We start from the raw sequence: 25,299 nt of genomic DNA, 5'->3' as shown, positions 1-25,299 counted from the left end.
CTGGCCCATCGCCGCGGGCGGCGTTTAGCCCATCGCCGGAATTGCGCGCCCCGCCACCAGCCGCAGGATGCGCGTCGGGCGTTCGACGCCGATCAGCCGGTGGACAATCAGGATCACCGTGCGCCCCGCCGTCGCCTCCCCCAGCGTTTCCAGGAAGGCGCGCTCCGTTTCCGGGTCCAGCCCGGCCGCCGGTTCGTCCAGGATCAGCACCGGGGCCTCGGAGAGCAGCGCGCGGGCCAGCACCAGGCGGCGGGCCTGGCCGCCGGAGAAGCGGGCGCCGGCCTCGCCGCAGCGGGTGGCGAGGCCGTCGGGCAGGCCGCGCACCACTTCCCCGATCCCGGCACGATCCAGCGCCTGCCACAGTGCCACCTCCTCCGCCTCCGGCCGAGCGAGGCGCAGATTGGCCTCGATGGTGTCGTCGAACAGGCGGGCATCCTGGGTCAGACAGGCAATGCGGCCGCGCACCGCATCGGCGGCGAGCGTCGCGATCTCCACTCCGCCGAGCGTCATGCTGCCCGATTGCGGCGCGGCCAGCTTCAGCAGCAGCGAGGTCAAGGTGGATTTGCCGATGCCGGAAGGCCCTAGCAGTGCGATCCGCGCGCCTTCCGGCACATCCAGGTCCAGCCCGTCGAACACCGGCGGGCGGTCCGGCGCCCAGCCAAAATGCAGGTTGCGGATGCGGATGGCGTGGCCCTTGGGCAAGGCGGCCGGCGCCTCTGGCTCCGCCACCGGGGGCGCCTGGTCGGCGGCCTCGAACAGCCGGCGCGCGGCGGCGGCGGCGGCGGCCAGCGCGGCGCCGGCGCGCGGCATCATCCCCAGCGCCTCCGCGGCCGCCAGGGCCAGGAACAGGCCGAGCACGGCGGCGGCAACCCCCGCCTGCCCCATCGCCAGCCCATAGGCCAGGGCGCCGAGCATCGCCGCCTGGGTCAGAAGCGCACCCGCCGCACCACCCCAGGCGCCGCGCCGCGCCAGGCCACGCTGGGCGGCGGAGAGCGCCGCACCCTCCCGCGCCACGCGATCGGCGGCGCGGGCTTCGGCGCCGGCGGCCAGGGTATCCTCGATGCCGGTCAGCGGATCGACCACGGCGGCGCGCAGCGCGCCCTGCTGCTCCGCCACGCGCTGCCCGGCGGCGGCGGCCCCCGGCGCCAGCAGCGGCGGCAACAGCAAGGCCAGCGCCAGCGGCACCGCCACCAGCGCGGCCAGGACGGGATCGATGGCGCCGAGCAGCAGGGCAATCGCCAGCACCGCCGCCGCCCCCGCCGCCCCGGGCACCACGGCGCCGAGATAGACCCGGTCCAGCGCATCGATGTCGGAGACCAGCCGTCCCAGCAGATCGCCCGCCCGCCGCATGCCGAGCCCGGCCGGCAGCCGAGCGGCCAGCCGGCGGAAGAACCAGATGCGGGTATCGGCCAGCGCCCGGAAGGTGGCCGCATGGGTTACCAGACGTTCCAGGTAGCGAAGGATGGGTCGCAGCACGATCACCGGCCGCAGCCAGATCAGCGCCACCGCGCCGCCGGCGAAGATGGCCGATTGCGTCACCCCCTCCGCCACCCCGCGCCCGGCCAGGCCCAGCAGCGCCAGCCCTGCCAGAACGGCGGCGCAGGAGGTGACGATGCCGGCGATCAGCCAGCCAGCCCGGCCGCGCCAAAGTCCCAGGATGCGCAGAAGGTCCGCGGTCATTCGCCCGCCATCCGCGGCCCCGCAACGCGCCCGGCGGCAATTTCCAACACCCGACCCAGGCGCTGCGCGGCGCGGGAATGGCTGGCGACGATGGCGGTGCGCCCGGAGCAGAGGCGGCGCAGGCTGTCCAGCACCTCCGCCTCCGTGCCCGGGTCGAGATGCGCCGTCGGCTCGTCGAGCAGAACCAGCGGCGTGTCGCGCAGGAAGGCCCGGGCGATGGCCACCCGCTGCGCCTGGCCGCCGGACAGGCCAAAGCCGCCCTCGCCCACCAGCGTCTCCAGCCCCTGCGGCAGCGCCTTGGCGAAATCCGTCACGCGGGCGGCGGTGGCGGCGGCCTCCACCTCGGCGGCCGTCGCATCGGGCCGGGCCAGGGCGATGTTGTCCCGAATCGTCGCGCGGAACAGATGGGCGCGCTGGCCGACATAGGAGGAAAGGCGGCGCAGCTCGGCCGGCGTCAGTTGCGTGGCATCCTGGCCATTCAGGGAGATGCGCCCCGCATCCGGCCTGCGAAAACCCATCAGCAGCCGCAGGATGGAGGATTTGCCGGCGCCCGAGGCTCCCGCCAGCACCACCGTCTCCCCCGGCACGGCCCGGAAGCTCACCCCATCCAGCGCTGGCGGGCGGGTCGGGTCGTAGGTCAGGCGGACATCCTGGAAGCTGACCACCAACTTGCGCGGCATCTCCTCCAGCACCAGCCCGCCCGGCGGCTCGGTGGCCAGCAGCGGGGCGAGTTCGGCGGCGGCGCCATTGGCGGCGCTGCGCTCGTGATAGGCCTGGGAGAAGGCGCGCAGCGGGGTGAACAGCGCCGGCACCAGCAGCAGGCAGAAGATGGCGCCGGCCGGGTCGGGGTGGTTCTGGCCGAGCACAGCGCCGTGACGGATGGCGAGGCAGGCAATGGCGCCGGCGGCCAGCGCCTCCATGGAGGCCGAGGACAGGAAGGCGACACGCAGCACCCGCATGGTGCGCTGGCGCAGATCCTCGGCGGCCACACCCAGCGCCTGGGCCTCCGCCTCCTGCCGCCGGAACAGCACCAAGGTGGGCAGGCCGCGCATGCGGTCGAGGAAGCGGCCGGAGAGCATGTCGAGCGCCGCGAACTGCCGCTTGCTGGCCTGGGCGGCGCCGATGCCGGTGACGGCCATGGCCACGGGCACCAGCAGGGCGGCGACCAGCAGGATGGCGCCGCTGGTCGCATCCACCAGGAAGGCAGCCCCCGCCACCATCAGCGGCGCGGCGATGGCCAGGGCCGCGGCCGGCAGCCAGCGGGTCAGGAAGCCTTCGAGCGCCTCGATCCTGTCGACCACCAGGGCGGCGCGTTCGCCGACGCCGCGATTGTCCTCGGCGCCCTGGGCCAGCAGGCGTTCGAAGGCGGCGGCACGTAGCCGGGCCTTCGCCGCCTCCCCGGTCGCCATCAACGCGCGTTCCTGCGCCACGCCGAGCCCGGCCGAGAGCAGCGCCAGCGCCGCGACCGCGCCCAAAGCCGGCCAGCCGGCCGCGCCATATCCCAGAAGTTTCGCGATGAGGCCGGCGATCAACCAGGCCTGGGCAATGCCGAGCGTGACCTGCGCCAGGCCCAGGCCCAGCGGCAGCCCCAGCCTGCCGCGTGCCGCGCGCGCCTCACGCCGCAGCAGCGCGGACGCCGCATCCCCCCTTTGTCGGACCTCTGCCATATCGGCACCGACCATAGGCCAGCCGCGCGCGCCGGTCATCCCACCCCTGGCGCCAAAGCCTTGCCGAAAGGTCTGAAATCCCCAAGCTGCGGGGCGATGAAGGACGGAGGTGCCGATGCTGCCCACCCATGGACGTTACGACTACGCCCCCTGGCAAGGCCGCACCCCCTATGCCTGGCCGGGCGGCGCCGCGCTGGCCGTCTATCTCGGGGTCAATCTGGAGCATTTCGCCTTTGGCGAGGGACTCGGGGCGGAGCTGGCGCCGGGGGGGCCGCAGCCGGATGTGCTGAACTTCGCCTGGCGCGACTACGGCAACCGCGTCGGCGCCTGGCGCCTGCTGGAACTGCTGGATGAGCTGCGCCTGCCCGCCACGGTGCTGGTGAACAGCGCCATGTACAACTACGCGCCGCAGCTTCTGGCCGCGCATCGCGCCCGGGGCGATGAGATCGCCGGCCATGGCCGCACCAACTCCGAACGCCAGTCGATCCTGCCGGAGGCGGAGGAGGCGGCGCTGATCGCCGAGTCGAGCGCCGCTATCCTGAAGCATGAGGGCGTTGCCCCCGCCGGCTGGCTGAGCCCCTGGATCGCCGAAAGCCGGGTGACGCCGGACCTGCTGGCGGAGGCGGGCTACCGCTACAGCATGAACTGGTGCGCCGATGACGCGCCGGTCTGGATGACCACGCGGGCCGGCAAGCTGCTCGCCATGCCCTATCCGCAGGAGGTCAACGACATCCCCGCGGTGGTCGGCCGGAAGGATGGCGCGGCGGATTTCGCCGACATGATCCTGGACGACTTTCAGGAAAGGCTGGTGCAGGTGGCGGATGGGCTGCCGCAGGTGATGGGGATCGCGCTGCACCCCTATATCATCGGCCAGCCGCACCGCATGCGGCACCTGCGCCGGGCGCTCGCCGAGATCGCCGCGCATCGCGACCAGGTCTGGATCACCACCGCGGGAAGCATCTTCGAGCATGTCGCCGCGTTGCCCCCAGGTATTGTTCCTGGATCGGAGTGGGCGACGTGAAAAAAGCCATTGTCGGGCTGATGCTTCTGCTGGGCGCCTGCGCCACCACCCCGGCCCGGCCGCCGGTCGCCACCGTGCCGCAGGTGGATCTGGCCCGCTATGCCGGCACCTGGTTCGAGATCGCCCGCTTGCCGAACAGCTTCCAGGATAGCGGCGACCGGGGCTGCACCGCGACCACGGCCACCTATACGCCGCAGCCGGATGGCAAGGTCGGGGTGGTCAATCGCTGCCTCGCCCATGACGGCACGCCGCGGATCGCGGAGGGCACCGCCTATGCGGTGGAGGGCAGTGGCAATGCCCGGCTGCGGGTCAGCTTCTTCTGGCCCTTCTACGGCGACTACTGGGTGATCGGGCTGGACCCGGCCTATCGCTGGGCCGTGGTGGGCGCGCCGGGGCGTGATTATCTGTGGATCCTCGCGCGCAGGCCCAACCTGTCGCCGGGTGACTATTCGGAAGCCGTGGGCATCGCGGCGCAGCAGGGGTTCGAGGTGACAAGGCTGCAGACGACGCCGCAGCCCTAAGGGCAGACATTAAACCTTTTGGTTGACTCTTTGGCACCCACTCCTCATTCTCAACCACATGGTTGAATATGAGGAGAGCGTGCGATGCGCCAGTTGATCGCCGGGATGAAGATTTCGCTCGATGCGAAGATGGAGGGGCCGGACCGCCTCGCCGACTGGGTCGAGGCCTGGTCCGAGGATTACGGGCTGACGCCGAGGATCGATGCCTGCATCCTCGGCGGCGGCATGTATCCTGGCTATGTCGCCTACTGGACCGGCATCCAGGCCGATCCCTCGCAGCCCACCTTGGCGACTGGCCGGCCGCCCTCACCTGGCGAGCAGGCCTGGGCCAAGGCCATCGGTGGCCTGCCGCACTACCTGCTGGCACGCGAATTGCCGGAGGAACGCCTGCCCGGCACGCAGCGCCTGGACGGCCTGGCAGCGGTGGCGGCGCTGAAGCGGCAGACGGGGCGGGATATCTATCTGGTCGGCGGCGGCCGGACGACGGCGAGCCTGATCCAGGCAGGGCTGGTCGATGAACTGCGGCTGCTGGTCTATCCGCTGATCGCCGGCCCCGGCACCCCGCTGTTCGACGACACCACCCAGCGCCACGGCCTGACCCTGCGACTGGCCGAGCCGAAGCCGGATGGGCGGGTGCTGCTGGTCTATGGCGCGGGTTGATCAGCCCAGTTCGAAGCTCATCACTCCAAACAGCCGCTCCGCCCGCATCGCCGGCGCGGGGCCGGTGTACATCCGCGCCGTCGCAAAACCGGGCGTCAGGCCGAGCGATTCGGCCAGCGCCACGGCGGCGCGGTGCGGCTCCGGGACGTCGAGGAAGACAGGGCCTTCCGGAACCGCGGCCAGCAACGCGGCGGCCAGCGCCTGGGCCACCTGCGGCGTCTCCGCGACCAGAGGTCCGAATTTATGGCCTTCCCGCGCGGGGCGGATCACGCCGAAGCCGGTGACGCTGCCATCCGTGACATGCGCCAGCGCGACATGGCCGGGCTGCGCGATCCAGGCGCGGAGATAGGCTTCCCGGTCGGCCGGAAAGACGCTGCGGTCCAGCGCCGCCAGCGCGGCGAAGGGCACGTCGCGCGCCGGGACGATGCCGGAGGTCGGCGCGGGCGTACGCTTCGGCACGCCGCCGAAGCGGATGTTGTTCCAGGCAAGCGAAAAGCCGGATTTGCGATAGTTCGCCTGCTGCGCCACCACGCCATCGAGGCCCACCAGCCGCCCCTCAAGCCGCGCCATGGCCGCGCGCCACACGGCCATGCCATGACCCTGCCCGCGCAACTCCGGCCGCGCGATGTAGAAGCCGATGAAGCCGAAATCCGCGCCGTAGCGCGTGGCGGAAATCAGGCTGAGCAAGGCGCCGTCTTCCTCCATGGCGAGGAACAGGCCGGGGTCCTGTGTCAGGAAACAGGGCAGGTCCGACAGGCCGGGATTCCAGCCTTCGGCGGCGGCCCATTCCACGGCGGTCGCGGCCTGCGCCGCATCCAGGGTGATGAGGCGCGCCATGTCAGTGCATGATGTCGCCGCCATTCGGCGACAGTGTGGCGCCAACGAAGAAATCGCCGCCAGGCGAGGAGGCCAGCAGCAGCGCCGCCGCCGCGATCTCCTCCGGCTGGCCAACGCGGCCGATCGGGAGTTTTGCGCCGATGCTCGCCGCCCATTCGGGACCAAGCTGCGCGGTGAGGTCCGTGGCCACAGGCCCGGGCGCGATGGCATTGACCAGAATGCCCTTGGGCGCACCCTCATGGCCGAGCGCGCGTGTAAAGCCGATCAGCGCGGCCTTGGCGGTGCAATAGGGCACGATATTCGGCCCGCCCTTCAGGCCGAGCTGGCTGGCGGTGGTGATGATGCGGCCGCGGCCGCGCGCCGCCATGCCGTCCCACACCGCCTGGGCGGCGAAGAAGCTGGCCTTGACGTGCACATCCATCACCCGGTCGAACATCTCCTCCGTGATCGTGCTGATCGGGCCGCGGATGTTCATGCCGGCATTGTTCACCAGGATGTCGCAGGGGCCGAGTTTTTCCTGCGCCTCCGCGATGAAGCCACGCAAGGCGGGCAGGTTCGAGACGTCGAGCGAGAGCGCGAAGGCACGGCGGCCGAGCGCAGTGATGCCGGCGGTGACGTCCGCAGCGCCCTCGGCGTCGTTCAGGTGGCAGAAGGCGATGTCGGCGCCTTCCCGCGCAAAGAGCAGCGCGATGGCGCGGCCGATGCCGCGGCTGCCACCGGTGATGATCGCCACCTGGCCGGCCAATTGTCCACTCATGCCATCAGTCTCCGCCCAAAAGCCTACGCATCGCGGCGCCAAATTGGTCGCGAATTGCCATGGCGTCGATATGCCGACCGGCTTCGACAACGACACGGCCGCCCACCAGCACCGTCTTCACCGGGTTGGACTGGCCGCTGAACATCCAGGCGTCGAGCAGCGCGTCATCCTCCCGACCGATCAGCGTCGGGTGGTCCGTATCCAGCTCCACGAGGTCGGCGCGCATCCCCGGCGCGATGGCGCCGAGCCTGCGGCCGCTCGCCTGAGCGCCGCCGGCCAGCGCGGCATCCAGCAGCGTGCGGCCGGGATGCGGATTCTGGTCCGCCGTGGCGACGGAGCGGGAATTGTCGCGCAGGCGCTGGCTGGTTTCCAACTGGCGCAGTTCCTCGCGCGGCGCGGTGCCGACATGGCTGTCGGTGCCGATGCCGAAGCGCCCCTGCGCCGCCAGATAGGCGGGCAGCGCGAAGATGCCGTCGCCGAGCGAGGCCTCGGTGGTCGGACACAGCCCGGCCACGGCACCGCTGCGGGCCAGACCTTCGATCTCGCTGGCGTCCATATGGGTCGCATGGATCAGCACCCAGCGCGCATCCAGCGGCGCGTTGTCCAGCAGCCAGCGCACCGGCCGCGCGCCGGTGGCAGCCAGGCATTCGGCCACCTCCTTCGGCTGTTCGGCGGCGTGGATGTGGATGGGGCCGTCGAAATCCTGAACGCCGCGCAGAATTTCGGGCGTCACGGCGCGCAGCGAATGGGGCGCGAGGCCGAGTGCCATTTGCGGATCGCCGCGCATGGCCGCGCGCGTCGCGTCGACGATCGCAAAAAAGCCGTCGAGGTCGTTCAGGAAGCGCCGTTGCCCGTCATGCGGCGCCACGCCGAAGATGCCGCCGTGGCGGTACAGCGAAGGCAGCATGGTCAGGCCGATGCCGGTCCGCCGCGCCGCCGCGATGTTGCGCAGCGCCATCTCGATACGGTTGGCATAGGGCGTGCCGTCCGGCTGGTGATGCAGGTAGTGGAACTCGCAAAGCCCCGTAAAACCGTGCTCCAGAAGTTCAACATGCAACTGCGCGGCAACGGCCTCCGCATCCTCGGGCGAAAAGCGGCCGACGAAGCGGTACATCGTCTCGCGCCACGTCCAGAAACTGTCCTGGCCCATCGGGCTGCGGCGTTCGGCGCCGCCGGCCATGGCGCGCTGGAAAGCGTGGGAATGCAGGTTCGGCACGCCGGGTATCACAGCGCCCGCAAGGCGCCGCACGCCCGGTGCCGTGGCACCCGGCGTCACCGACCGGATGTCACCCAGAACGTCGGTTTCGATCAGGACATCGCGCGCCCAGCCTTGCGGCAGCAGCGCGGAGGCGGCGAGGATCTGGCGCATCATGGTATCCGCATGCCCGGTTGCGGGGCTTCGCGCAACCGGGGCGTGGAACGTCCGGTGAAGGCGTGGCGGTCGCCCGGATAGGTCAAGCGCACGGCGGTGACGGGCTGGCCCTCGCGGCGGCTCAGCCGGTCCAGCACCAGGCAGGGCGCGCCCTCCGCCATGGCCAGCAGGGCGGCGGTGGCGGCATCGGCGGCGATGGCGCCGATGCGGTGCTCCGCCTCGGTCCAGGGCACACGTTCCAACAGCCAGGAGCCGGGGGGCGCGGCCGCAAAATCCTCCGCCGCCGCTTCGGGCACCGCGGCCAGGTTGATCAGCCGGTCCTCGATGGCCTGCGGCACGGCGCCGGCCATGTGGCGCACCTGAAGCGCCAGCACGCGGGCGCCGCGCGGCAGCGGGCCGAGCCGCGCCTTGTCGGCGGCCGTCGCCGCCCGCGTCGCACGGTGCAGCACCGCATGGGCATGGCCGGGGCCGAGGGTGGCGCGCATGTCGGGGATTCCGAACAGCGATTCCTCGGCGCGCGGGGCTGCGACGAAGCTGCCCGCCTTGCGGCGGCGCACCACCAGGCCGGCCGCCACCAGATCCGCCAGGGCCCGGCTCGCCGTCATCCGGGCCACACCATGCTCCGCGACCAGCTCCGCCTCCGAGGGCAGCTTGTCACCCGGACGCAGGGCGCCGGAGAGGATGCGGGCCTCGATCTGAGCGCGGATGGCGGCGTGGCGGGTCATGCGATTATGTCTAGACATATTCTCGTCCATTCGCAATGCTGTCGGCGAGCAACGGAGCCCCCCCGATGACCGATCCGCGCCGCCGCAACGCCCCCGCCATCCGCAGCCCCCGCGGGTTGGAGCTGAGCTGCCGTCACTGGACCACCGAGGCGGCGATGCGGATGCTGATGAACAACCTCGACGATGAGGTGGCGGAGAAGCCCGGGGAGCTGGTGGTCTATGGCGGCATCGGCCGCGCAGCCCGTGACTGGGATAGCTATGAGCGCATCGTCGCCACGCTGAAGCGGCTGGAGGAGGACCAGACCTTGCTGGTGCAGTCCGGCAAGCCGGTGGGCGTCTTCCGCACGCATAGCGACGCGCCGCGCGTGCTGATCGCCAATTCCAACCTGGTGCCGCGCTGGGCCACCTGGGAGCATTTCTCGGAGCTCGATCGCAAGGGACTGATGATGTACGGCCAGATGACGGCCGGGTCCTGGATCTATATCGGCAGCCAGGGGATCGTGCAGGGCACCTACGAAACCTTCGCGGAAGCGGGGCGCCAGCATTTTGGCGGCGACCTGGCGGGGCGCTGGATTCTGACGGGCGGGCTGGGCGGCATGGGCGGGGCGCAGCCGCTGGCGGGTGTGTTTGCCGGGGCCTGCGTGCTGGCGGTGGAGTGCCAGCCCTCCTCGATCGAGAAGCGGTTGGAGACCAAGTACCTCGACCACAAGGCCGATGATCTGGACACCGCGCTGGCGATGATCCGTGGGGCCTGTGCTGAGCGCCGCGCCATCAGCGTGGGCCTGCTCGGCAATGCGGCCGAGGTGTTTCCCGAGTTGGTGCGGCGCGGCGTGGTGCCGGATATCGTCACCGACCAGACCAGCGCGCATGACCCCGCCAATGGCTACCTGCCCGCCGGCTGGTCGCTGGAAAAGTGGCAGGCGATGCGGGAGAGCGATCCGGCCGCGGTCGCCGCCGCGGCAAAGCATTCCATGGTCGCGCATGTGCAGGCCATGCTGGATTTCCAGACGCGCGGCGCGATCGTCATGGATTACGGCAACAACATCCGGCAGATGGCGAAGGAGGAAGGCCTCGCGAACGCCTTCGACTTTCCCGGCTTCGTCCCCGCCTATATCCGCCCGCTCTTCTGCCGCGGCGTCGGACCATTTCGCTGGGCCGCGCTCTCGGGCGACCCCGACGACATTCGCAAGACCGATGCGAAGGTGAAGGAGCTGATCCCGGACGACCGCCACCTGCACAATTGGCTCGACATGGCGCAGAAGCGAATCGCTTTCCAGGGCCTGCCGGCGCGCATCTGCTGGGTCGGCCTCGGCCAGCGGGATCGCCTGGGGCTGGCGTTCAACGAGATGGTGGCGCGGGGCGAGATCGGCCCCATCGTCATCGGCCGCGACCATCTCGATTCCGGCAGCGTCGCCTCGCCGAACCGGGAGACGGAGGCGATGCGCGATGGATCGGATGCCGTCTCCGACTGGCCTCTGCTCAATGCGCTGCTGAACACGGCCTCCGGCGCCACCTGGGTGTCTCTGCATCATGGCGGCGGCGTCGGCATGGGATTTTCGCAGCATGCGGGGATGGTGATCGTGGCCGATGGCACGGAAGCGGCGGCGCGGCGGCTGGCCCGCGTGCTGTGGAACGACCCGGCGACGGGCGTGATGCGCCATGCCGATGCGGGCTATGAGGACGCGCTGGATTGCGCCCGCGAAAAGGGCCTCGACCTGCCGGGGATTTTGCGATGATCGACCTCGCCACGCTGCGCGCCGTGATGGCGGGCGCAAGCTTCGACCTGCCGGAGGGCTGGCGCGAGGCGACCGCGAAGGGTGCGGCCGTGCTCGCCGCGCGACTTGCCGAGGATGGGCCGATCTATGGCGTCAATACGGGTTTCGGCAAACTCGCCTCCACCCGCATCGCGCCCGAAAAGCTGGCGCAATTGCAGCTCAACCTGCTGCGTAGCCACGCGGCCGGCACCGGCGCGCCACTGCCCGCGCCCGTGGTGCGGCTGGTGCTGGCGCTGAAGGCGCTGTCCCTGTCGCGCGGCGCCTCCGGCGTGCGGGTCGAGGTGGTGGAGGCACTGCTGAAGCTGCTCGCCACCGATGCGCTGCCGGTGATCCCCGCCAAGGGCTCGGTCGGAGCTTCAGGCGACCTGGCGCCACTGGCGCATCTTTCGCTTGTGCTGGTCGGCGAAGGCGAGGTTTTTGTGGATGGCTCGCGCCGACCGGGCGCGGAGTCCGGCATCGCGCCTCTCACCCTCGGGCCGAAGGAAGGGCTCGCGCTGCTGAACGGCACGCAGGTTTCCACGGCCATTGCGCTCAAGAATCTGTTCGCGGCCCAAGACCTGCTGCGCACCTCGCTGGTGGCGGGTGCGCTCAGCGTCGATGCGGCACGCGGATCGGACACGCCCTTCGATGCGCGCATTCATGCACTGCGCGGCCAGCCCGGCCAGATTCGCTGCGCCGCCGCGCTGCGTGGGCTGATGGCCGGCAGCGCCATCCGCGACAGTCACCGGGAGGGTGATACCCGCGTGCAGGACCCCTACTCCCTGCGCTGCCAGCCCCAGGTCGCCGGAGCCTGCCTCGATCTGCTGGATCACGCGGCGGCGGTGCTGGCCCGGGAGGCCAATGCCGTCACTGACAATCCGCTGGTGATGGCGGATGGCGACATTCTTTCGGGCGGCAATTTCCATGCGGAGCCGGTGGCCTTCGCGGCCGACAGCATCGCTCTGGCGCTGGCGGAACTCGGCGCCATCAGCGAACGTCGCATCGCCTTGCTGGTGGACCCGGTGCTGTCGGGCCTGCCCGCCTTCCTGGTGGCGGAGGGTGGGCTGCATTCCGGCTTCATGATCGCCCAGGTCACCGCCGCCGCGCTGGTGGCGGAAAACCGCGCGCTCGCCACGCCGCGCAGCGTGGACAGTCTGCCGACCAGCGCCAATCAGGAAGACCATGTCAGCATGGCCACCGGCGCGGCGCTGCGGCTGGGGGAAATGGCGGAGAACCTGTCCTCCATTCTCTCCATCGAATTGCTGTGCGCCGCGCAGGGGCTGGAGTTCCATCGGCCGCTCACAACCTCGGCGCCTCTGCAAGCCGCACAGGCCTTAGTGCGCGGCGTGGCAGCTCCCTGGGATGCCGATCGTTTCATGGCCCCCGATATGGAAGCGGTGCGCCTGCTGGTCCAAGGTGGCGCCTTCGCCAGGCTGGTGGAGTTGCCCGCATGATGTTCGACCGCGTCTGGCTCGATGCCCATCTCTGCACCATGGTGGCCCGGGATGGTGATCCGCTCGGCGTGATCGAGGACGGCGCGATCGCCGCCAAGGATGGGCGCATCGCCTGGGTCGGCAAGCGCGCCGATCTGCCGGGGGAAGCCGCGGAGACGCGGCACTGCGACGGCGCCTGGATCCTGCCCGGGCTGATCGATTGCCACACGCATCTGATCTTCGCCGGCGACCGCGCCCGCGAATTCGAGATGCGGCTGGAAGGCGCGAGCTATGAGGCCATCGCCAAGGCCGGCGGCGGCATTTTGTCCACGGTCCGCGCCACGCGCGACGCGACCGAGGATGCGCTGGTGAACGCCGCTTTGCCTCGCCTCGATCAGCTTCTGGCCGAAGGCGTCACCACCATCGAGGTGAAATCCGGCTACGGGCTGGACCTGGCCACGGAGGCCCGCATGCTGCGCGCCGCACGCCGGCTGCCGGGCCTGCGGAATGTCGCGTTGCAGACCAGCCTTCTGGCCGCACATGCCACGCCGCCGGAATTCGCCGGCCGCACCGCCGCATTTGCCCGGCATGTCGCGGAGGACATCGTGCCGGCCATCGCGGCCGAAAACCTGGCCGATGCGGTGGACGCTTTTACGGACAGCGTCATCGGCTTCTCCGCCGAGCAGACCGAATGGGTGTTCGAGGCCGCCCGCCGCGTCGGCCTTCGGACAAAACTGCATGCGGACCAGCTGCGCGATGATGGCGGTGCGGCGCTGGCGGCACGTTACGGCGCGCTGTCGGCCGACCACATCGAATATGCCAGCCCCGAAGGCATTGCCGTCATGGCGCAGGCCGGCACCGTCGGCGTGCTGCTGCCGGGCGCCTTCTACTTCATCCGCGAGACGCATTTCCCGGACATCGCCGCCATGCGCGCCGCCGGGCTGCGCATCGCGCTGGCGACGGACCTCAACCCCGGCTCCTGCCCCGCGCCCTCCCTGCTGCTGATGCTGAACATGGGCTGCACCCTGTTCCGGCTGACGGTGGCGGAGGCGCTGGCCGGGGTCACCCGCCACGCGGCGGCGGCGCTGGGCCTGGACGATCGGGGCCTGCTGGCGCCCGGGCTGCGCTGCGACCTGGCGCTGTTCGGCATCTCCCGCCCCGCGGAGCTTTGCTACTGGATCGGTCGCAATCCCTGCCTCGGCCGCGTGGTGGCCGGAAGATGACCCCCGCCGCGATGCAGGCGCGGGTGCGCGCCGATGTGCCGCTCGCCGCCGCCTGGGGGATCGAGGTACTGTCCTATGGTGACGGCCAGTCCATCTTGCGCCTGCCCGCCAAGGACGACCTGCTGCGCCCCGGCGGCACTGTCTCCGGCCCCGCTTTGATGGGGCTGGCGGATGTCGCGATGTGGGTAGCGCTGCTCTCGCTGACCGAGGGCCGCGACGAAAGCCTCACAGCCAGCCTTGCGATTTCCTTCCTGCGGCGGCCGCCGGCCACCGCCGTGCTGGCCGAGGCCCGCGTCATCAAGCGCGGGCGAACCCTGTCCTATGGGGAGGTGATGCTGCGCGCGGAAGGGGCAACCGAGCCCTGCGCGCATGTGACCACCAGCTGGGCTACCACAGGGGAAAGGTGACAAACTCTTCACATTCCGGCTCGGCTACGCCACCTCTGCAGTGGTCCGCAGAGGCCGAATGAGGAGAGAACGATGCGGGCACGTGACCTGATGACCCCCAATCCGGTGACCTTCCAGCCCGGTACGCCGATCACGGTCGCGGCCCGCGCCATGGCGGAACGCGGCTTCTCCGGCGCGCCGGTGGTGGATGCGGATGGCAGGCTGCTCGGCATGCTGACGGAAGGCGACCTGCTGCCCGCCTGGCCGCGCCGGCCGATGCGCCAAGGTCCTGGATTGCCGGCCTGTTCGAATCCGCCAGCGCCCAGGCGGACCGCTTCGCCCGCGCCCATGGCCAGATCGCCGGCGATGCGATGACCCGCGGCGCGGTGACGGCGGAGGAGTATACGCCGGTGGAGGCCCTGGCCAAGGCGATGGAGGAACGCGCCATCCGCCGCATCCCCGTGCTGCGCGACGGCAGGCTGGTGGGCATCGTCTCCCGTGCCGATCTGATCCGCGCGCTGCTGCAACCCGCGGAGGAACTGGTGGCCGATGCGCCGGATGAGCGCATTCGCCGCGCTTTGGCGAAGGCGATGAAGGACCAGCCCTGGATCGACGCCTTCGCCATCTTCTTCGATGTGAAGGATGGCGTGGTGTCCTTCCATGGCTATTGCCGCAACGACGCCGTGCTGCGCGGGCTGAGGGTGCTGGCGGAGACGGTGCCCAGCGTGCGGGGCGTGAAGATGATGGTGGAACGCACCACGCTGGGCGCCATGGCGAGCTGAGGCTGCGAAAAGCCTCCCGAAGCCCACCGGGTTTCGTCTTGAAATTGTCAAGAAGCGGGGCCAGCATCCTATTCGAGGCCCGGGCCCCTCTGGCGATGTTCCCCCCGGCACACCGCGATGTCGGGCCTCCCAAACCGCCGCGCCCCCGCGCAGCGACGGAACGCGGAGGCTGAGGGCGTCATGGATAGTGGAGTCAGCGCGTCAGGTGGTGTGCTGAGAGTACGTCTGGTGGAACGGCTGACCGACCTGGAGCGGCTGATCGCCGCCGAGCGGGCACGCTCCGCCCCGGATGAGGCACTGATCCGCCGGCTGAGCCGCGAAAAGCTTCTGGCGAAGGATCGAATGGCCGCGCTTGGCGGTTGCGGCATGCCGCGCTGGGCGCGGGAGGATGGCGCGGCCGGCTAACCTCTATACCCGGCGGCCGGTGAACAGCACCGCCACCAGCATCGCCGACACCGCCAGCACCACACCCGCCAGCTTCGCGAAGCCCAAGGGCTCGTTCAGGATCAGCACGGACATCAGCACCGCTGCCACCGGCACCATGGCGGTCAGGCAGGCGGTGCGCGTCGCGCCCATCAACTCCCCCGCCCGGGCATAGAGCGTGGTGGCGATGGCCGAGGACAGAACGCCCTGGGCGAAGCCCTGCAACAGGCTGGATTGCCAGGGCATATGCGGCACCGCCCCGCCGCCGAGCAGCAGCCAGGGCGGCAGCAGCACCAAGGCGGAGAGGATGCACATCGCGGCATTCCCCGCGAGCGCCGGAATCCGCCAGCGCCGCAGCAGCACGGTGAAGGCGCCCCAGACCGTGCCGGCGCCGATCAGGATGATGTCGCCGCGCCAGGCGCCCGGATGGCTGCCGCCGATGCCGTCATAGCCGATCAGCAAGACGCCGCAGGCGATGAAGCCCAGGGCGATGGCGCGACCGCGTGTCGGCCGTTCGCCCAGCAATGGCACGGCCAGAACGGCGCCCATGACGGCGGCGGTGATGGGGGCGACGGTGCCGCCATGGCTGGCGGGCGCATGCACCAGACCCCAGCCGAACAGCAGCGCATTGGCCGCCCCGCCAGTGGCCACCAGCCCCATCAGCTTCGGCAGCCCGATCTCCGCCAGCACCCGCCGCGCCCGCCAGGCAAAGGGCAGCAGCACCAGGGCGGCGAAGCTGTAGCGCAGCACGGCGAGGTCGAGTGGTGAATAGCCCGCCACGGCGCCGCTGCGCGCCACCACCGCCTGACCACCCCAGGTCAGGGCCGCGGCGACGCCGAAGATCAGTCCGATAAGGACATTGCGGCCGGGCCCGGTCACGCCGGCGAGTTTTTGTCAGTCACGCGGCGGACCCTACGCCGCTGCGCCATCCCTTCCCAGGGGGGCAGCCTCAGGCCGCGTGGATCTCGTTCACATCCTGGCCGAAGCGATCGAAGGCGACACCATAGCAATGGATGGAAATGGCGGTGCGGCAGGACAGGTTCGCCAGGCGATGGATCAGCGTGGGATCGGCCGGGCCATGGCTGCCCTGCCCCGGCATCAGCAGCTTCGTCGCCGCGGGCTGCGGCAAATCCCCTTCGAGCGGGCTGTAATAGGTTTCGGTCAGGGCGCCCTGATGCACGGCGAAGGCGCACCAGGTGCGATGGGCATGCACCGGGGACATTTGGCCGGGCCGCCAGACCAGCGCCACCACGGCATAGCCGCCTTCCGGGTCGCTGTGCAGCAGGTGGCGCACATAGCGGTCAGGGCAACAGGGGCAGTCCAACCCCTCCAACAGCGCAGGATCGGCGGCGAAGGCCTGGATCGCGGCGGCGACGGCGCCCGGCCGGTCCACCGCGGGCAACCTCGCGGCTGCGGCAATGCCGGCCAGCATGGTCTCGCGGGGAGGACGGGTGCGGATGAAGGTCATCGGCGTGAAGCTTCCTGTTCTGACCACAGGATAGACCAGTATTTTTTCGCGCGGCAACTGGAAAGGAGATCATACTTCCCTTTTGTGGCGCCGGGACGCCCACTTCGTGCTCCTAGCCCCGGACCTCTGGCCGATACGGCGGCACGGGCTATGCTGTGGGATACAAGTCTGGAGTCCTGGTCCGATGCGTCGCCGCACCCTGCTCACCGCCGCCCTGCCCCTTCTCGCCGCCCCCGCCTTGGCGCAGACCGCCCGCCGGCCGCTGCGGCTCGTGGTGCCGTTCCCTGCCGGCGGCACGGCCGATCTGCTGGGCCGGCTGGCGGCGCGGGAGATCGAGGTCGCGCTCGGCAGCCCCGTGGTGGTGGAAAACCGGGCCGGCGCCGGCGGCGCCATCGGGTCCGACGCGGTCGCGCGCGGCCCGGCGGATGGCAGCACCATCCTGCTGTCCAATATCGCGTCCCAGGCCATCGGCCCGGCGGTGAACCGCACGGTGCCCTACAATCCCGTGGCGGATTTCCGCCATATCGCGCTGGTCGCGGCGGTGCCATCCGCCATCGCGGTCGCCGCCGATGGGCCGATCCGGACCATGGCGGACCTCGTCGCGCGGGCCAAGGCGCAGCCGGGCGGGGTGCGCTTCGGCTCCACCGGCATCGGCACCTCCAGCCATGTGAAGCTGGAACTGCTGAACCGCGCCGCCGGGGTAGACATCACCCATGTGCCCTATCGTGGCAGCGCCCCGGCCACCACCGACGTCATCGGTGGCCAGATCGAGGGGCTGATCGCCGCCGTGCCGGATATCGGCAACAACGACCGCCTGCGCCTGCTGGCAATCACCCTGCCCGATCGCGCCGCCCGCTGGCCGAATGTGCCGACCGTGGTGGAGGCCGGCTTCCCGACCCTGGTCGCCACCAACTGGTTTGGCCTGTCCGGCCCGGCCGGCATGCCGGCGGAAGCCGCCGCCGAGATCAACCGTGCCGTCGTCGCCGGGCTAAACACCCCGGCCCTGATCGACCGCCTGGCCCAGCTCGGCGCCCCGCCGAACCGGATGAGCCCGGCCGAGTATTCCGAGATGGTCCGGAGCGAGGTCGCCCGCTGGGCCGATGTGGCCCGCAGCGCGAATATCAGCGTCGAATGAGCGGCGCTGAGACGACGGCGGAGCTGGAAGCCCGCCTGGCGGAGGTGAAGGCCAAGCGCGGCTATCTGCTGCCGCATCACGGCCTGATGGCGCTGGCTTTTCCCAAACTGCTGGCCGGCTACGACGCGGCCTATACCGCGCTGGCGCTGGATGACCGGGTGTTGAGCCATCACGACCGGGAATTCGTCTGGATGGCGGTGCTGGCGGCGACCGATGAGGCGCTGGCGACGCATCACATCACCAAGTTCCGCGCCGCCGGCGGCACCGATGCCACCATCGGCGCCGCCTTCGCGGCCGCGGCCTTCGCCATCGGCGCGGAGGCTTTCGATTTCGCCGCGCGCGACTGGGGCCGGCAGCTTATCCCCTTCGATCCGCAGGCGAGTTACGTCGCGACTCTGCGGATCGTGGCGCCGGCCGCGCCGATCCGGCTGGTGCATCTGGCGGGCCTCGCCGTGCAGGTCTGTCGCGCCCGCTGGCGCCCCTTCGGCTGGCACCTCCAGGCCGCCTATGCCGATGGCGTGGAGGAGGAGGCGATGGCGGAGGCGATCAGCCTGGCGATGTTCCCTGGCAGCGTGCCGCGCTTCGTCGAGGCCTGCGGCCATTGGCGCGGGCTGATCGCCGACGGCACCCTGCCCGCCAGCCCCCGCTTCCGGGCCTGGGCCGCGTTGACCGGCCAGGGTGGGCATGACGAGGCGACGGGCCTCGCCACACCGGGCTGACGCCTAGGCGGGTGGGCGCGGCAGGGTGGTGATGCCGGGCAGCGCCGCCACCCGGTCCACCCAGGCCTGCACCGCGGGCCAGCGGGCCAGGTCGAAGCCGCCCTCATCGGCGCGGTGGGTATAGGCAAACAGCGCAAGGTCGGCGACGCTCGGCGTATCGCCGGCCAGGTAGGGCGAGGCGGCCAGCGCCCGCTCCATCACATCCAGCGCCGCCGCGCCGCTCTGGGCGCAGTCCTTCAGCCGTTCGGCATGCAGATGCGCCTCCCGCTTCCAGGCGATCAGGTTGCGGGCGACGGCGATATAGGGCTCGTGGCTGTACTGCTCGAAGAACAGCCATTGATAGATGCGGGTCCGCGCCAGACCGGGCGGCGGCAGCCAGGGCGAGCCCTCGGCCAGATGCAGCAGCATGGCGTTGCTCTCCGTCAGCACCGTGCCGTCATCCAGTTCCAGCACTGGCACCTTGCCGGCGGGATTCAGCGCCAGAAAAGGCGGGCGGCGGGTCTCGCCGCCATTGGTGTCGACCTCCACCCAGTCGAAATCGCGGCCGAGCAGCCGCAGCATCTGGGCTGGCTTCCAGCAATTGCCCGACCCGCTCATTCCATACAGGCGCATCGTTCAGAGCCTTTCCATCACCGCATCGCCCATGCCGGCCGTGCCCAGCACCGCCTCGCCTGGCAATGCAATATCGGCGCAGCGCGCGCCGGCATCGAGCGCCGCGGTCACCGCCGCCTCCACCTCGGCCGCCGCGGCCGCCGCCCCCGCCGACCAGCGCAGCAGCAAGGCGGCGGAGAGGATGGCGGCCAAGGGGTTGGCCACGCCCTTGCCCGCAATATCCGGCGCCGAGCCGTGCACCGGCTCATACAGCGCCCGCCGCCTTCCATCCGGCCGGGGCGCGGACAGGCTGGCGCTGGGCAGCAGGCCGAGGCTGCCGGCCAAGCCGGCGGCGGCGTCCGACAGCAGGTCGCCGAACAGGTTGTCGGTCAGGATCACGTCGAAGCGCTTCGGGTCGCGGTTGAGCATCAGCGCGCAGGTATCGGCCAGCATGTGGTCCAGCCGCACGTCGCGGAATTCATCCTGGTGCAGCGCGGTGACCACCTGGCGCCACAGCGCGCCGGCCTCCATCACATTGGCTTTGTCCACGCTGGTCAGCACGCCGCGCCGGCCGCGGGCGAGCGCGAAGGCGAAGCGGGCGGCGCGGATGATCTGCTCCTCGTCATAGGAATGGGTGTTGATGCCGCGCCGCTGGCCCTCCGCATCACGCTCGATGCCGCGCGGCACACCGTAATAGACCCCGCCCGACAGTTCCCGCACGAAACAGAGGTCCACACCCGCCAAGGTCCGCGCCTTGAAGGGCGAGGCCTCGTCCAGCGCGGGTTCGGTCCGCACGGGGCGCAGATTGGCGAACAGGCCGAGCCGCTTGCGCAGCGCCAGAAGGCTGCCCCGCGCGCGCTCCTCGGGCGGCATGCCGGTGCGGCCCAGGCTGTCGGCGGCGCCGAACAGCACGGCATCCGCCTGGTCCACAGCCGCATCGGTCTCGGCCGGCATCAGGCGACCGGTGGCGTGCCAGGTGGCGTTGCCATAGGGCTGTTCCACGATCTCCATCGCCAGACCGTGCTTCGCCCGCATATGGCGCAGCACGCGCAGCGCCTGGGCGGTGACCTCCGGCCCGATGCCGTCCCCGCCGAGGACCACGACATTCAGCGGGCGGATGGATGCGGTCATGCAGGCAGGGCTCCCAGGGGGTATTGTCGGATGGGCGATGTTGGATTTCGCATGACGCCGCCTGGGCCGGCACGTCAAGCCTGGGTGGGCACAGCTCCGGCTTTGCGGCACTGCATCAAAGCGTGGCAGGATGGTCGCCGATGCAAGACGCCCCGCCCCCGCCCCGCCCCGCCGTGCTCGTGCTCGGCATGCACCGTTCCGGCACCTCCGCCCTCACCCGCGTGCTGTCGTTGCACGGGCTGACCCTGCCAGCCCGGCTGGTGGGGGCACGATCCGACAATCCGCGCGGTTTCTGGGAAGCGGCCGAGGTCGCGGCGCTGAATGACCGCATCCTGGCCGCGATGGGCCGCAGCTATGACTACCCCCGGCCGCTGCCGGAGGGGCTGCTGCCGGCCGAGGCGCTGGAGCCCTTCATCGCCGAGGCGGCCGCGTTGCTCGCCACGGAATTCCCCGGCGAGGCCCCCTTCGTGCTGAAGGACCCGCGCATCTGCCGCCTGCTGGATGTCTGGCTGCCGGCCCTGGCGCGCTTCGGCGCCGCGCCCCTGGCCCTGATCGCGGTGCGCAACCCCCTGGAGGTGGCACGGTCGCTGGAGGCGCGGGAGGGGATGGGGAAGCGGCGCGCCTTGCTGCTGTGGCTGTCGCATGTGCTGGCATCGGAACGCGACAGCCGCCACCTCCCGCGCTGCGTGGCGCATTACGACGACCTGATGCGCGACTGGCGCAACCACCTGGCGCGACTCGGCCTGCCGGTGCGGCGGGAGACGGCGCTGGAGACCATCGCCTTCCTCACCCCCGCCCTGCGCCACCATGAGGCCGATACCGACTCCCTGCTGCGCGATGCGGAGGTGCCGGCGGCGGTGAAGCGCGTCTATGCCGAGCTGCGCCGCGCCCCGGCCGAGCCCGGGCTGGACCCGGCGCCCTTCGACGCCGCCGCAGCATGGCTGGCGGCGGAGCAGGATTTCGGCGGATAGCCAGGGCCGCAGGCCCCTTGCGGAAAACCGGCCATGGCCCCCATTCTTCCGCCCCGAAAATAAGCCGGCCGGCCAAGGCACGGCGGAGTGGGAGGGGTTGTCCATGACCAGTCTGATCACCCGGCGCATCGCGCTGGCCGCCGCCGCTGGCGCGCTCGCGGCGCCGCATGTCGCCCGGGCGCAGGGGCGCTACAAGTCCGAATACAAGCTCTCGGTCGTCGGCAACCGCACCATCCCGTTGGCCGACGGCGCCTTCCGATGGGCGGAGCTGGTCACCGAACGCTCCGGCGGGCGGATCAATGTGAAGGTCTATCCGGGCAGCCAGCTGGTCGGCGGCGACCAGACCCGCGAATTGGTGGCGATGCGCCAGGGGGTGATCGACTTCGCGGTCTTCTCCACCATCAACATCTCCCCCCAGATTCGCGAGATGAACCTGTTCTCCCTGCCCTTCCTGTTGCAGGACAGCCGCGGCTTCGACGCCATCATCAAGGGGCCGATCGGCGAGGAGCTGTTCCGCACCCTGGAATCGCGCGACGTGCAGCCGGTGGCCTGGGGCGAGAACGGCTTCCGGGAAATCTCCAACAGCCGGCGCGCCATCCGCACGCCGGAAGACCTGCGCGGCATGAAGATCCGCTTCGCCGCCGGCGCCATCTTCTCCGAGATCTTCACCGCTCTCGGTGCCAATCCGGTGCAGATGTCCTTCGCCGACCTGCAACCGGCGCTGTCCACCGGCGCGGTGGATGGGCAGGAGAACCCGGTGAACCTGTTCCTCGGCTTCCGGATGGACACGCTGGCGCAGCGCCACCTGACCATCTGGAACTACGTCGCCGATGCCGGGATCTTCCTGCTGACCAAGCAGGTACTCGCCAGCTTCTCGGCGGAGGACCAAGCGCTGGTCCGCGCCTGCGCGCAGGAAGCGGCGCAGGAACAGATCAATGCCAGCCGCAAGGGGCTCGGCGCCGGTGGCGACCGAACCTCGCTGGATGAGCTGGCGCGGCGCAATGTCACGGTCACCATCCTGTCGGATGCGGAAAAGCAGGCTTTTGCTCGGGCCACCCGCAGCGTCTACGACAAATACGCCCAGACCGTGGGCGCCGACCTGGTGCGCCGCACCGAAGCCGCGGTGACCGCCGCGCGCGCGTGAATTTTCGCGGCGCGCCGGGCGAGCCCCGGCGCGCCGCCTGCAGGACATCCCATGACCGACCACGCCGACATCCAGGCCCCCGGCCTGCAGCTGGGGGAAGCCCCGCCGCGCATCCCGGTGACGATCGAGGGTGCGATCGGGGCCGCCATCATGGGCGTCCTCGCGCTGATCACCTTCGCCAATGTCGTGGTGCGCTACTTCACCAATGTCTCCTTCGCCTTCACCGAGGAATATTCGGTGGCGCTGATGGTGGTGATGGCCTTCGTCGGCGCCGCCGCGGCCTTCGGCAATGACCGCCATATCCGCATGACCTTCTTCACCGAACGGCTGCCGCTGCGCACGGCTCGGCTGGTGGAACAGCTCGTGTTGCTGTCCTGCCTGTTCATCTTCGCCTGCATCGCCTGGTACGGCGCCTGGTACACCTGGGACGAATACCGCTTCGAGGTGCTGTCCCCCGGGCTTGGCGTGCCGTCCTGGTACTACACGGTCTGGATGCCGCTGTTGTCGGCCGTGATCTGCCTGCGCATCGCCGGGCGGATGTGGCGCGTGCTGCGCGCCGGGCGCGCCTCGCCAACAAGCCGGGCCTGACGGCGATGGTCCTCGAAGGCTCCCTGATCCTGCTCGGCACGTTCTTCCTGATGCTGTTCCTCGGCGTGCCGATAGGCGTCTCGCTCGGGCTGGCCGGCTTCCTGGTCATTGGCATCGAGGGGCTGGGCGTCATGGCCCTGCCCACCAACATCTGGACCGGCATCGCCAAGTATCCGCTGCTGGCCCTTCCGATGTTCGTGCTCGCCGGCATGGTCTTCGAACGCGCCGGCGTCGCCGCCCGCCTGGTCGTCTTCGCGCAGGCGCTGGTCGGGCCACGACGCGGGGCCTTGGCCATCGTGGCCGTGCTGGTCTGCATGGTTCTGGGCGGCATCAGCGGGTCGGGGGCTGCGGATGCCGCGGCCGTCGCCGCGGTGATGCTGCCGGCCATGCTGAAGGAGGGCTATCCGCGCGCCTTTTCCGCCAGCCTGATCGCCGCGGCCGGGTCCACCGCCGTGCTGATCCCACCCTCCATCCCCTTCATCGTCTATGCGGTAATCGTGCCGGGCGTTTCCGTCCCCGCGCTGTTCCTGGGTGGCGTTATCCCGGGGCTGCTCGCCGGCCTGTCACTGCTGGTGCCGGCCATCCTGCTCGCGCGCGTCCATGGCTTCGGCCTGCCTGATGTCACGCAGGCCCGGCCGCCCCTCTGGGCCTCCTTCAGGGATGCCATCTGGGGGCTTCTGGCGCCGATCATCATCCTGGGCGGGCTGCGCTCCGGCGCCTTCACGCCGACCGAGGCCGCCGTCGTGGCCGTCTTCTACGGGCTGTTCGTCGGCCTGTTCATCTACCGCGTGCTGCGCTGGGCCGATATCTACGCCGTACTGCGCGACAGCGCTGAAATCAGCGCCGTGGTGCTGATGATCATCGCACTGGCCAGCATCTTCGCCCATGCGGGCAGCACCGTCGGCGCCTTCGACGCACTGGCCCGGACCCTGGTCGGCATCACCGGCAATGAGACGGTCATGCTGCTGATGATCACCGCCCTGGTGCTGCTGGCCGGCATGCTGATCGACGCCATTTCCATCTTTCTGGTCTTCCTGCCCATCCTTCTGCCCATCGCCCGCAGCTTCGACTGGGACCTGACCTGGTTCGGCATCCTGCTGACCATGAATGTGGCCATCGGCGCCTTCACCCCGCCCATGGCGGTGAACCTGATGGTCACCTGCAAGGTGGCCGGCACCTCGATGGAATCGACCATCCCCTGGGTGCTGTGGTTCGTGCTGGCGATGCTGAGCGCGCTGCTGCTGGTGGCCTTCGTGCCGGAACTGGCGCTGTTCCTGCCGCGCCTGATGGGGGACCTGTAGGCCCCCTTTCCTGCGCCGCCAGCCCCGGCGGCAGGGCATTTCCGCGGTGGATGATACGACTCGTTGACATTTTGTGGGCGGCAGGCTCGGCTGCCATCCATGGCGATGAGGATGTCGAGCATGGATCAGGTTCGTGACACGGGGCCGGTGCGGCGTGGGCTGCTGGGCTTCGGGGCCGCTCTCGGCGGTGCTGCCGCGCTGTTTGCACCGCGCCGCGCGGAAGCGCAGACCGCCGCGCGCAGCAAGTTGCAGACCATCCGCGAACGCGGCCGGCTGATCGTCGGCACCGGCAGCACCAACCCGCCCTGGCATTTCGAGGATTCGCGCGGCCAGCTGGTCGGCATGGACATCGACCTGGCGCGGCTGCTGGCCAAGTCGCTGTTCGACGACCCCACCAAGGTGGAATTCGTGCTGCAGGGGTCCGATGCGCGCATCCCCTCCCTGATCACGGACAAGGTCGATATCGTCGTCCAGTGGATGACGGTGACGCCGGGCCGCGCCCAGCAGGTGGAATTCACCATCCCCTATTACCGGGAGGGCGTCGGCCTGATGCTGCTGGCCCGCGGCGGCCGGTTCAGCAATTTCGATCAGGTGAAGGCGGCCGGCGCCGATGCGCGGGTCGGCGGCATGCAGAACGTGTTCCTGGAGGAATGGATCCGCAAGGCGCTGCCGCAGGCGCGGATCGACGCCTTCGAAAGCCCGGATGCCACCTTGCAGGCGCTGAATGCGCGGCGCGTCGATGCCTATCTCGCCGACCAGTCGGCGATGCGCTGGCTGATGGCGCAGGCCCCCGGCCGCTTCGTCGATGCGGGCTATGGCTGGATGCCGAACTCCTACGCCTCCGCCGTGAAGCCGGGCGACCCGATCTGGCTCAACTGGGTCAACACCGTCTACAAGGAAGCGATGATGGGCGTCGATTTCGACACCTTCGCCGCCTCCTACAAGCGCTGGTTCGGGATCGAGTTGGCGACGCCGAAGGTCGGTTTCCCGAGCGAATTCGCCTGACCTCG

General features: G+C 70.4%; 27 protein-coding genes. 17 read left to right on the top strand and 10 right to left on the bottom strand.

What is annotated here, in order from left to right; all coding sequences use genetic code 11:
• Positions 1 to 24: 24 nt before the first annotated feature.
• Positions 25 to 1,680: a thiol reductant ABC exporter subunit CydC gene (gene cydC, locus ACVFYP_RS04930; RefSeq protein ID WP_499199006.1), complete on the bottom strand. Its 1,656-nt coding sequence runs from the start codon at positions 1,678 to 1,680 to the stop codon at positions 25 to 27.
• Entirely contained in the window at positions 1,677 to 3,386 is a 1,710-nt protein-coding gene (cydD, locus tag ACVFYP_RS04925; RefSeq protein ID WP_499199005.1) for a thiol reductant ABC exporter subunit CydD, read from the bottom strand. The genes cydC and cydD overlap by 4 nt, the downstream gene beginning before the upstream one ends.
• Before the next feature lie 76 nt (positions 3,387 to 3,462).
• Between cydD and ACVFYP_RS04920 the strand changes: the two genes are divergently transcribed.
• The 3 genes from ACVFYP_RS04920 (at position 3,463) to ACVFYP_RS04910 (ending at position 5,549) form a co-directional block, all read left to right on the top strand.
• Positions 3,463 to 4,368, top strand: coding sequence for a polysaccharide deacetylase family protein (locus tag ACVFYP_RS04920; protein ID WP_499199004.1), 906 nt, complete (start codon positions 3,463 to 3,465; stop codon positions 4,366 to 4,368).
• A complete protein-coding gene (locus ACVFYP_RS04915) occupies positions 4,365 to 4,889 on the top strand; it encodes a lipocalin family protein (RefSeq protein ID WP_499199003.1) in 525 nt (174 codons plus the stop codon). The genes ACVFYP_RS04920 and ACVFYP_RS04915 overlap by 4 nt, the downstream gene beginning before the upstream one ends.
• 84 nt (positions 4,890 to 4,973) lie before the next feature.
• A complete protein-coding gene (locus ACVFYP_RS04910; RefSeq protein ID WP_499199002.1) occupies positions 4,974 to 5,549 on the top strand; it encodes a dihydrofolate reductase family protein in 576 nt (191 codons plus the stop codon).
• On the opposite strand, the gene ACVFYP_RS04905 is transcribed toward ACVFYP_RS04910, so the two are convergent.
• The 4 genes from ACVFYP_RS04905 to hutC are packed head-to-tail and all read right to left on the bottom strand — an operon-like array spanning position 5,550 to position 9,240.
• The gene (locus ACVFYP_RS04905; RefSeq protein ID WP_499199001.1) at positions 5,550 to 6,386 is read right to left on the bottom strand and encodes a GNAT family N-acetyltransferase; all 837 of its coding nucleotides are present in this window, start codon (positions 6,384 to 6,386) and stop codon (positions 5,550 to 5,552) included.
• A 1-nt stretch (position 6,387) separates the two neighbouring features.
• Positions 6,388 to 7,143, bottom strand: a complete 756-nt coding sequence (locus ACVFYP_RS04900) for an SDR family NAD(P)-dependent oxidoreductase (protein ID WP_499199000.1) — start codon at positions 7,141 to 7,143, stop codon at positions 6,388 to 6,390.
• 4 nt (positions 7,144 to 7,147) lie between these two features.
• A complete protein-coding gene (locus tag ACVFYP_RS04895) occupies positions 7,148 to 8,515 on the bottom strand; it encodes a formimidoylglutamate deiminase (protein ID WP_499198999.1) in 1,368 nt (455 codons plus the stop codon).
• Entirely contained in the window at positions 8,512 to 9,240 is a 729-nt protein-coding gene (hutC, locus tag ACVFYP_RS04890; RefSeq protein ID WP_499198998.1) for a histidine utilization transcriptional repressor HutC, read from the bottom strand. Before hutC ends, ACVFYP_RS04895 begins: the two co-directional genes overlap by 4 nt.
• 65 nt (positions 9,241 to 9,305) lie before the next feature.
• On the opposite strand from hutC, the gene hutU reads away from it, so the two are divergent.
• The 7 genes from hutU (at position 9,306) to ACVFYP_RS04855 (ending at position 15,223) form a co-directional block, all read left to right on the top strand.
• Positions 9,306 to 10,976, top strand: coding sequence for a urocanate hydratase (gene hutU, locus ACVFYP_RS04885; protein ID WP_499198997.1), 1,671 nt, complete (start codon positions 9,306 to 9,308; stop codon positions 10,974 to 10,976).
• The gene (hutH, locus tag ACVFYP_RS04880) at positions 10,973 to 12,448 is read left to right on the top strand and encodes a histidine ammonia-lyase (protein WP_499198996.1); all 1,476 of its coding nucleotides are present in this window, start codon (positions 10,973 to 10,975) and stop codon (positions 12,446 to 12,448) included. Before hutU ends, hutH begins: the two co-directional genes overlap by 4 nt.
• Positions 12,445 to 13,650, top strand: coding sequence for an imidazolonepropionase (gene hutI / locus ACVFYP_RS04875; RefSeq protein WP_499198995.1), 1,206 nt, complete (start codon positions 12,445 to 12,447; stop codon positions 13,648 to 13,650). Before hutH ends, hutI begins: the two co-directional genes overlap by 4 nt.
• The gene (locus tag ACVFYP_RS04870; protein ID WP_499198994.1) at positions 13,647 to 14,057 is read left to right on the top strand and encodes a PaaI family thioesterase; all 411 of its coding nucleotides are present in this window, start codon (positions 13,647 to 13,649) and stop codon (positions 14,055 to 14,057) included. The genes hutI and ACVFYP_RS04870 overlap by 4 nt, the downstream gene beginning before the upstream one ends.
• Before the next feature lie 72 nt (positions 14,058 to 14,129).
• Positions 14,130 to 14,411, top strand: a complete 282-nt coding sequence (locus ACVFYP_RS04865; protein WP_499198993.1) for a CBS domain-containing protein — start codon at positions 14,130 to 14,132, stop codon at positions 14,409 to 14,411.
• Entirely contained in the window at positions 14,408 to 14,818 is a 411-nt protein-coding gene (locus tag ACVFYP_RS04860) for a CBS domain-containing protein (protein WP_499198992.1), read from the top strand. Before ACVFYP_RS04865 ends, ACVFYP_RS04860 begins: the two co-directional genes overlap by 4 nt.
• A 180-nt stretch (positions 14,819 to 14,998) precedes the next feature.
• Positions 14,999 to 15,223, top strand: coding sequence for an HP1242/YdcH family protein (locus ACVFYP_RS04855; protein ID WP_499198991.1), 225 nt, complete (start codon positions 14,999 to 15,001; stop codon positions 15,221 to 15,223).
• 3 nt (positions 15,224 to 15,226) lie between these two features.
• Here ACVFYP_RS04855 and ACVFYP_RS04850 read toward each other — a convergent pair whose 3' ends face one another.
• Positions 15,227 to 16,120 (bottom strand): DMT family transporter, encoded by an 894-nt coding sequence (locus ACVFYP_RS04850; RefSeq protein WP_499198990.1) that lies wholly within the window; start codon positions 16,118 to 16,120, stop codon positions 15,227 to 15,229.
• Positions 16,121 to 16,190: 70 nt separating this feature from the next.
• Positions 16,191 to 16,709: a cysteine dioxygenase family protein gene (locus ACVFYP_RS04845; protein WP_499198989.1), complete on the bottom strand. Its 519-nt coding sequence runs from the start codon at positions 16,707 to 16,709 to the stop codon at positions 16,191 to 16,193.
• Positions 16,710 to 16,893: 184 nt separating this feature from the next.
• Between ACVFYP_RS04845 and ACVFYP_RS04840 the strand changes: the two genes are divergently transcribed.
• A complete protein-coding gene (locus ACVFYP_RS04840; RefSeq protein ID WP_499198988.1) occupies positions 16,894 to 17,844 on the top strand; it encodes a Bug family tripartite tricarboxylate transporter substrate binding protein in 951 nt (316 codons plus the stop codon).
• Positions 17,841 to 18,563, top strand: coding sequence for a carboxymuconolactone decarboxylase family protein (locus tag ACVFYP_RS04835; protein ID WP_499198987.1), 723 nt, complete (start codon positions 17,841 to 17,843; stop codon positions 18,561 to 18,563). Before ACVFYP_RS04840 ends, ACVFYP_RS04835 begins: the two co-directional genes overlap by 4 nt.
• Positions 18,564 to 18,566: 3 nt before the next feature.
• Here the strand turns inward: ACVFYP_RS04835 and ACVFYP_RS04830 are convergent, their stop codons facing one another.
• Together ACVFYP_RS04830 and leuB are read right to left on the bottom strand one after the other, a co-directional pair.
• The gene (locus tag ACVFYP_RS04830; protein WP_499198986.1) at positions 18,567 to 19,175 is read right to left on the bottom strand and encodes a glutathione S-transferase family protein; all 609 of its coding nucleotides are present in this window, start codon (positions 19,173 to 19,175) and stop codon (positions 18,567 to 18,569) included.
• A 3-nt stretch (positions 19,176 to 19,178) separates the two neighbouring features.
• Entirely contained in the window at positions 19,179 to 20,285 is a 1,107-nt protein-coding gene (gene leuB, locus ACVFYP_RS04825) for a 3-isopropylmalate dehydrogenase (RefSeq protein WP_499198985.1), read from the bottom strand.
• A 140-nt stretch (positions 20,286 to 20,425) separates the two neighbouring features.
• On the opposite strand from leuB, the gene ACVFYP_RS04820 reads away from it, so the two are divergent.
• From ACVFYP_RS04820 to ACVFYP_RS04800, 5 genes are all read left to right on the top strand, one after another.
• A complete protein-coding gene (locus tag ACVFYP_RS04820; protein ID WP_499198984.1) occupies positions 20,426 to 21,256 on the top strand; it encodes a sulfotransferase family protein in 831 nt (276 codons plus the stop codon).
• Between the two features lie 103 nt (positions 21,257 to 21,359).
• On the top strand, positions 21,360 to 22,400 hold the full coding sequence (dctP, locus tag ACVFYP_RS04815; protein WP_499198983.1) for a TRAP transporter substrate-binding protein DctP: 1,041 nt from the start codon (positions 21,360 to 21,362) through the stop codon (positions 22,398 to 22,400).
• A 51-nt stretch (positions 22,401 to 22,451) separates the two neighbouring features.
• A complete protein-coding gene (locus ACVFYP_RS04810; RefSeq protein WP_499198982.1) occupies positions 22,452 to 22,988 on the top strand; it encodes a TRAP transporter small permease in 537 nt (178 codons plus the stop codon).
• Between the two features lie 5 nt (positions 22,989 to 22,993).
• Positions 22,994 to 24,289 carry a TRAP transporter large permease gene (locus ACVFYP_RS04805; protein WP_499198981.1) on the top strand — a complete coding sequence of 432 codons (1,296 nt, stop codon included), beginning with the start codon at positions 22,994 to 22,996 and terminating at the stop codon, positions 24,287 to 24,289.
• A gap of 120 nt (positions 24,290 to 24,409) precedes the next feature.
• Complete coding sequence (locus tag ACVFYP_RS04800) at positions 24,410 to 25,294, top strand: transporter substrate-binding domain-containing protein (RefSeq protein ID WP_499198980.1); 885 nt, start codon at positions 24,410 to 24,412, stop codon at positions 25,292 to 25,294.
• Positions 25,295 to 25,299: the final 5 nt, after the last annotated feature.

The sequence above is a fragment of the Roseomonas sp. F4 genome (assembly GCF_053891155.1).
The sequence above is the reverse complement of the archived record's forward strand: the minus strand, read 5'-3'. Positions and strand labels throughout refer to the sequence as shown.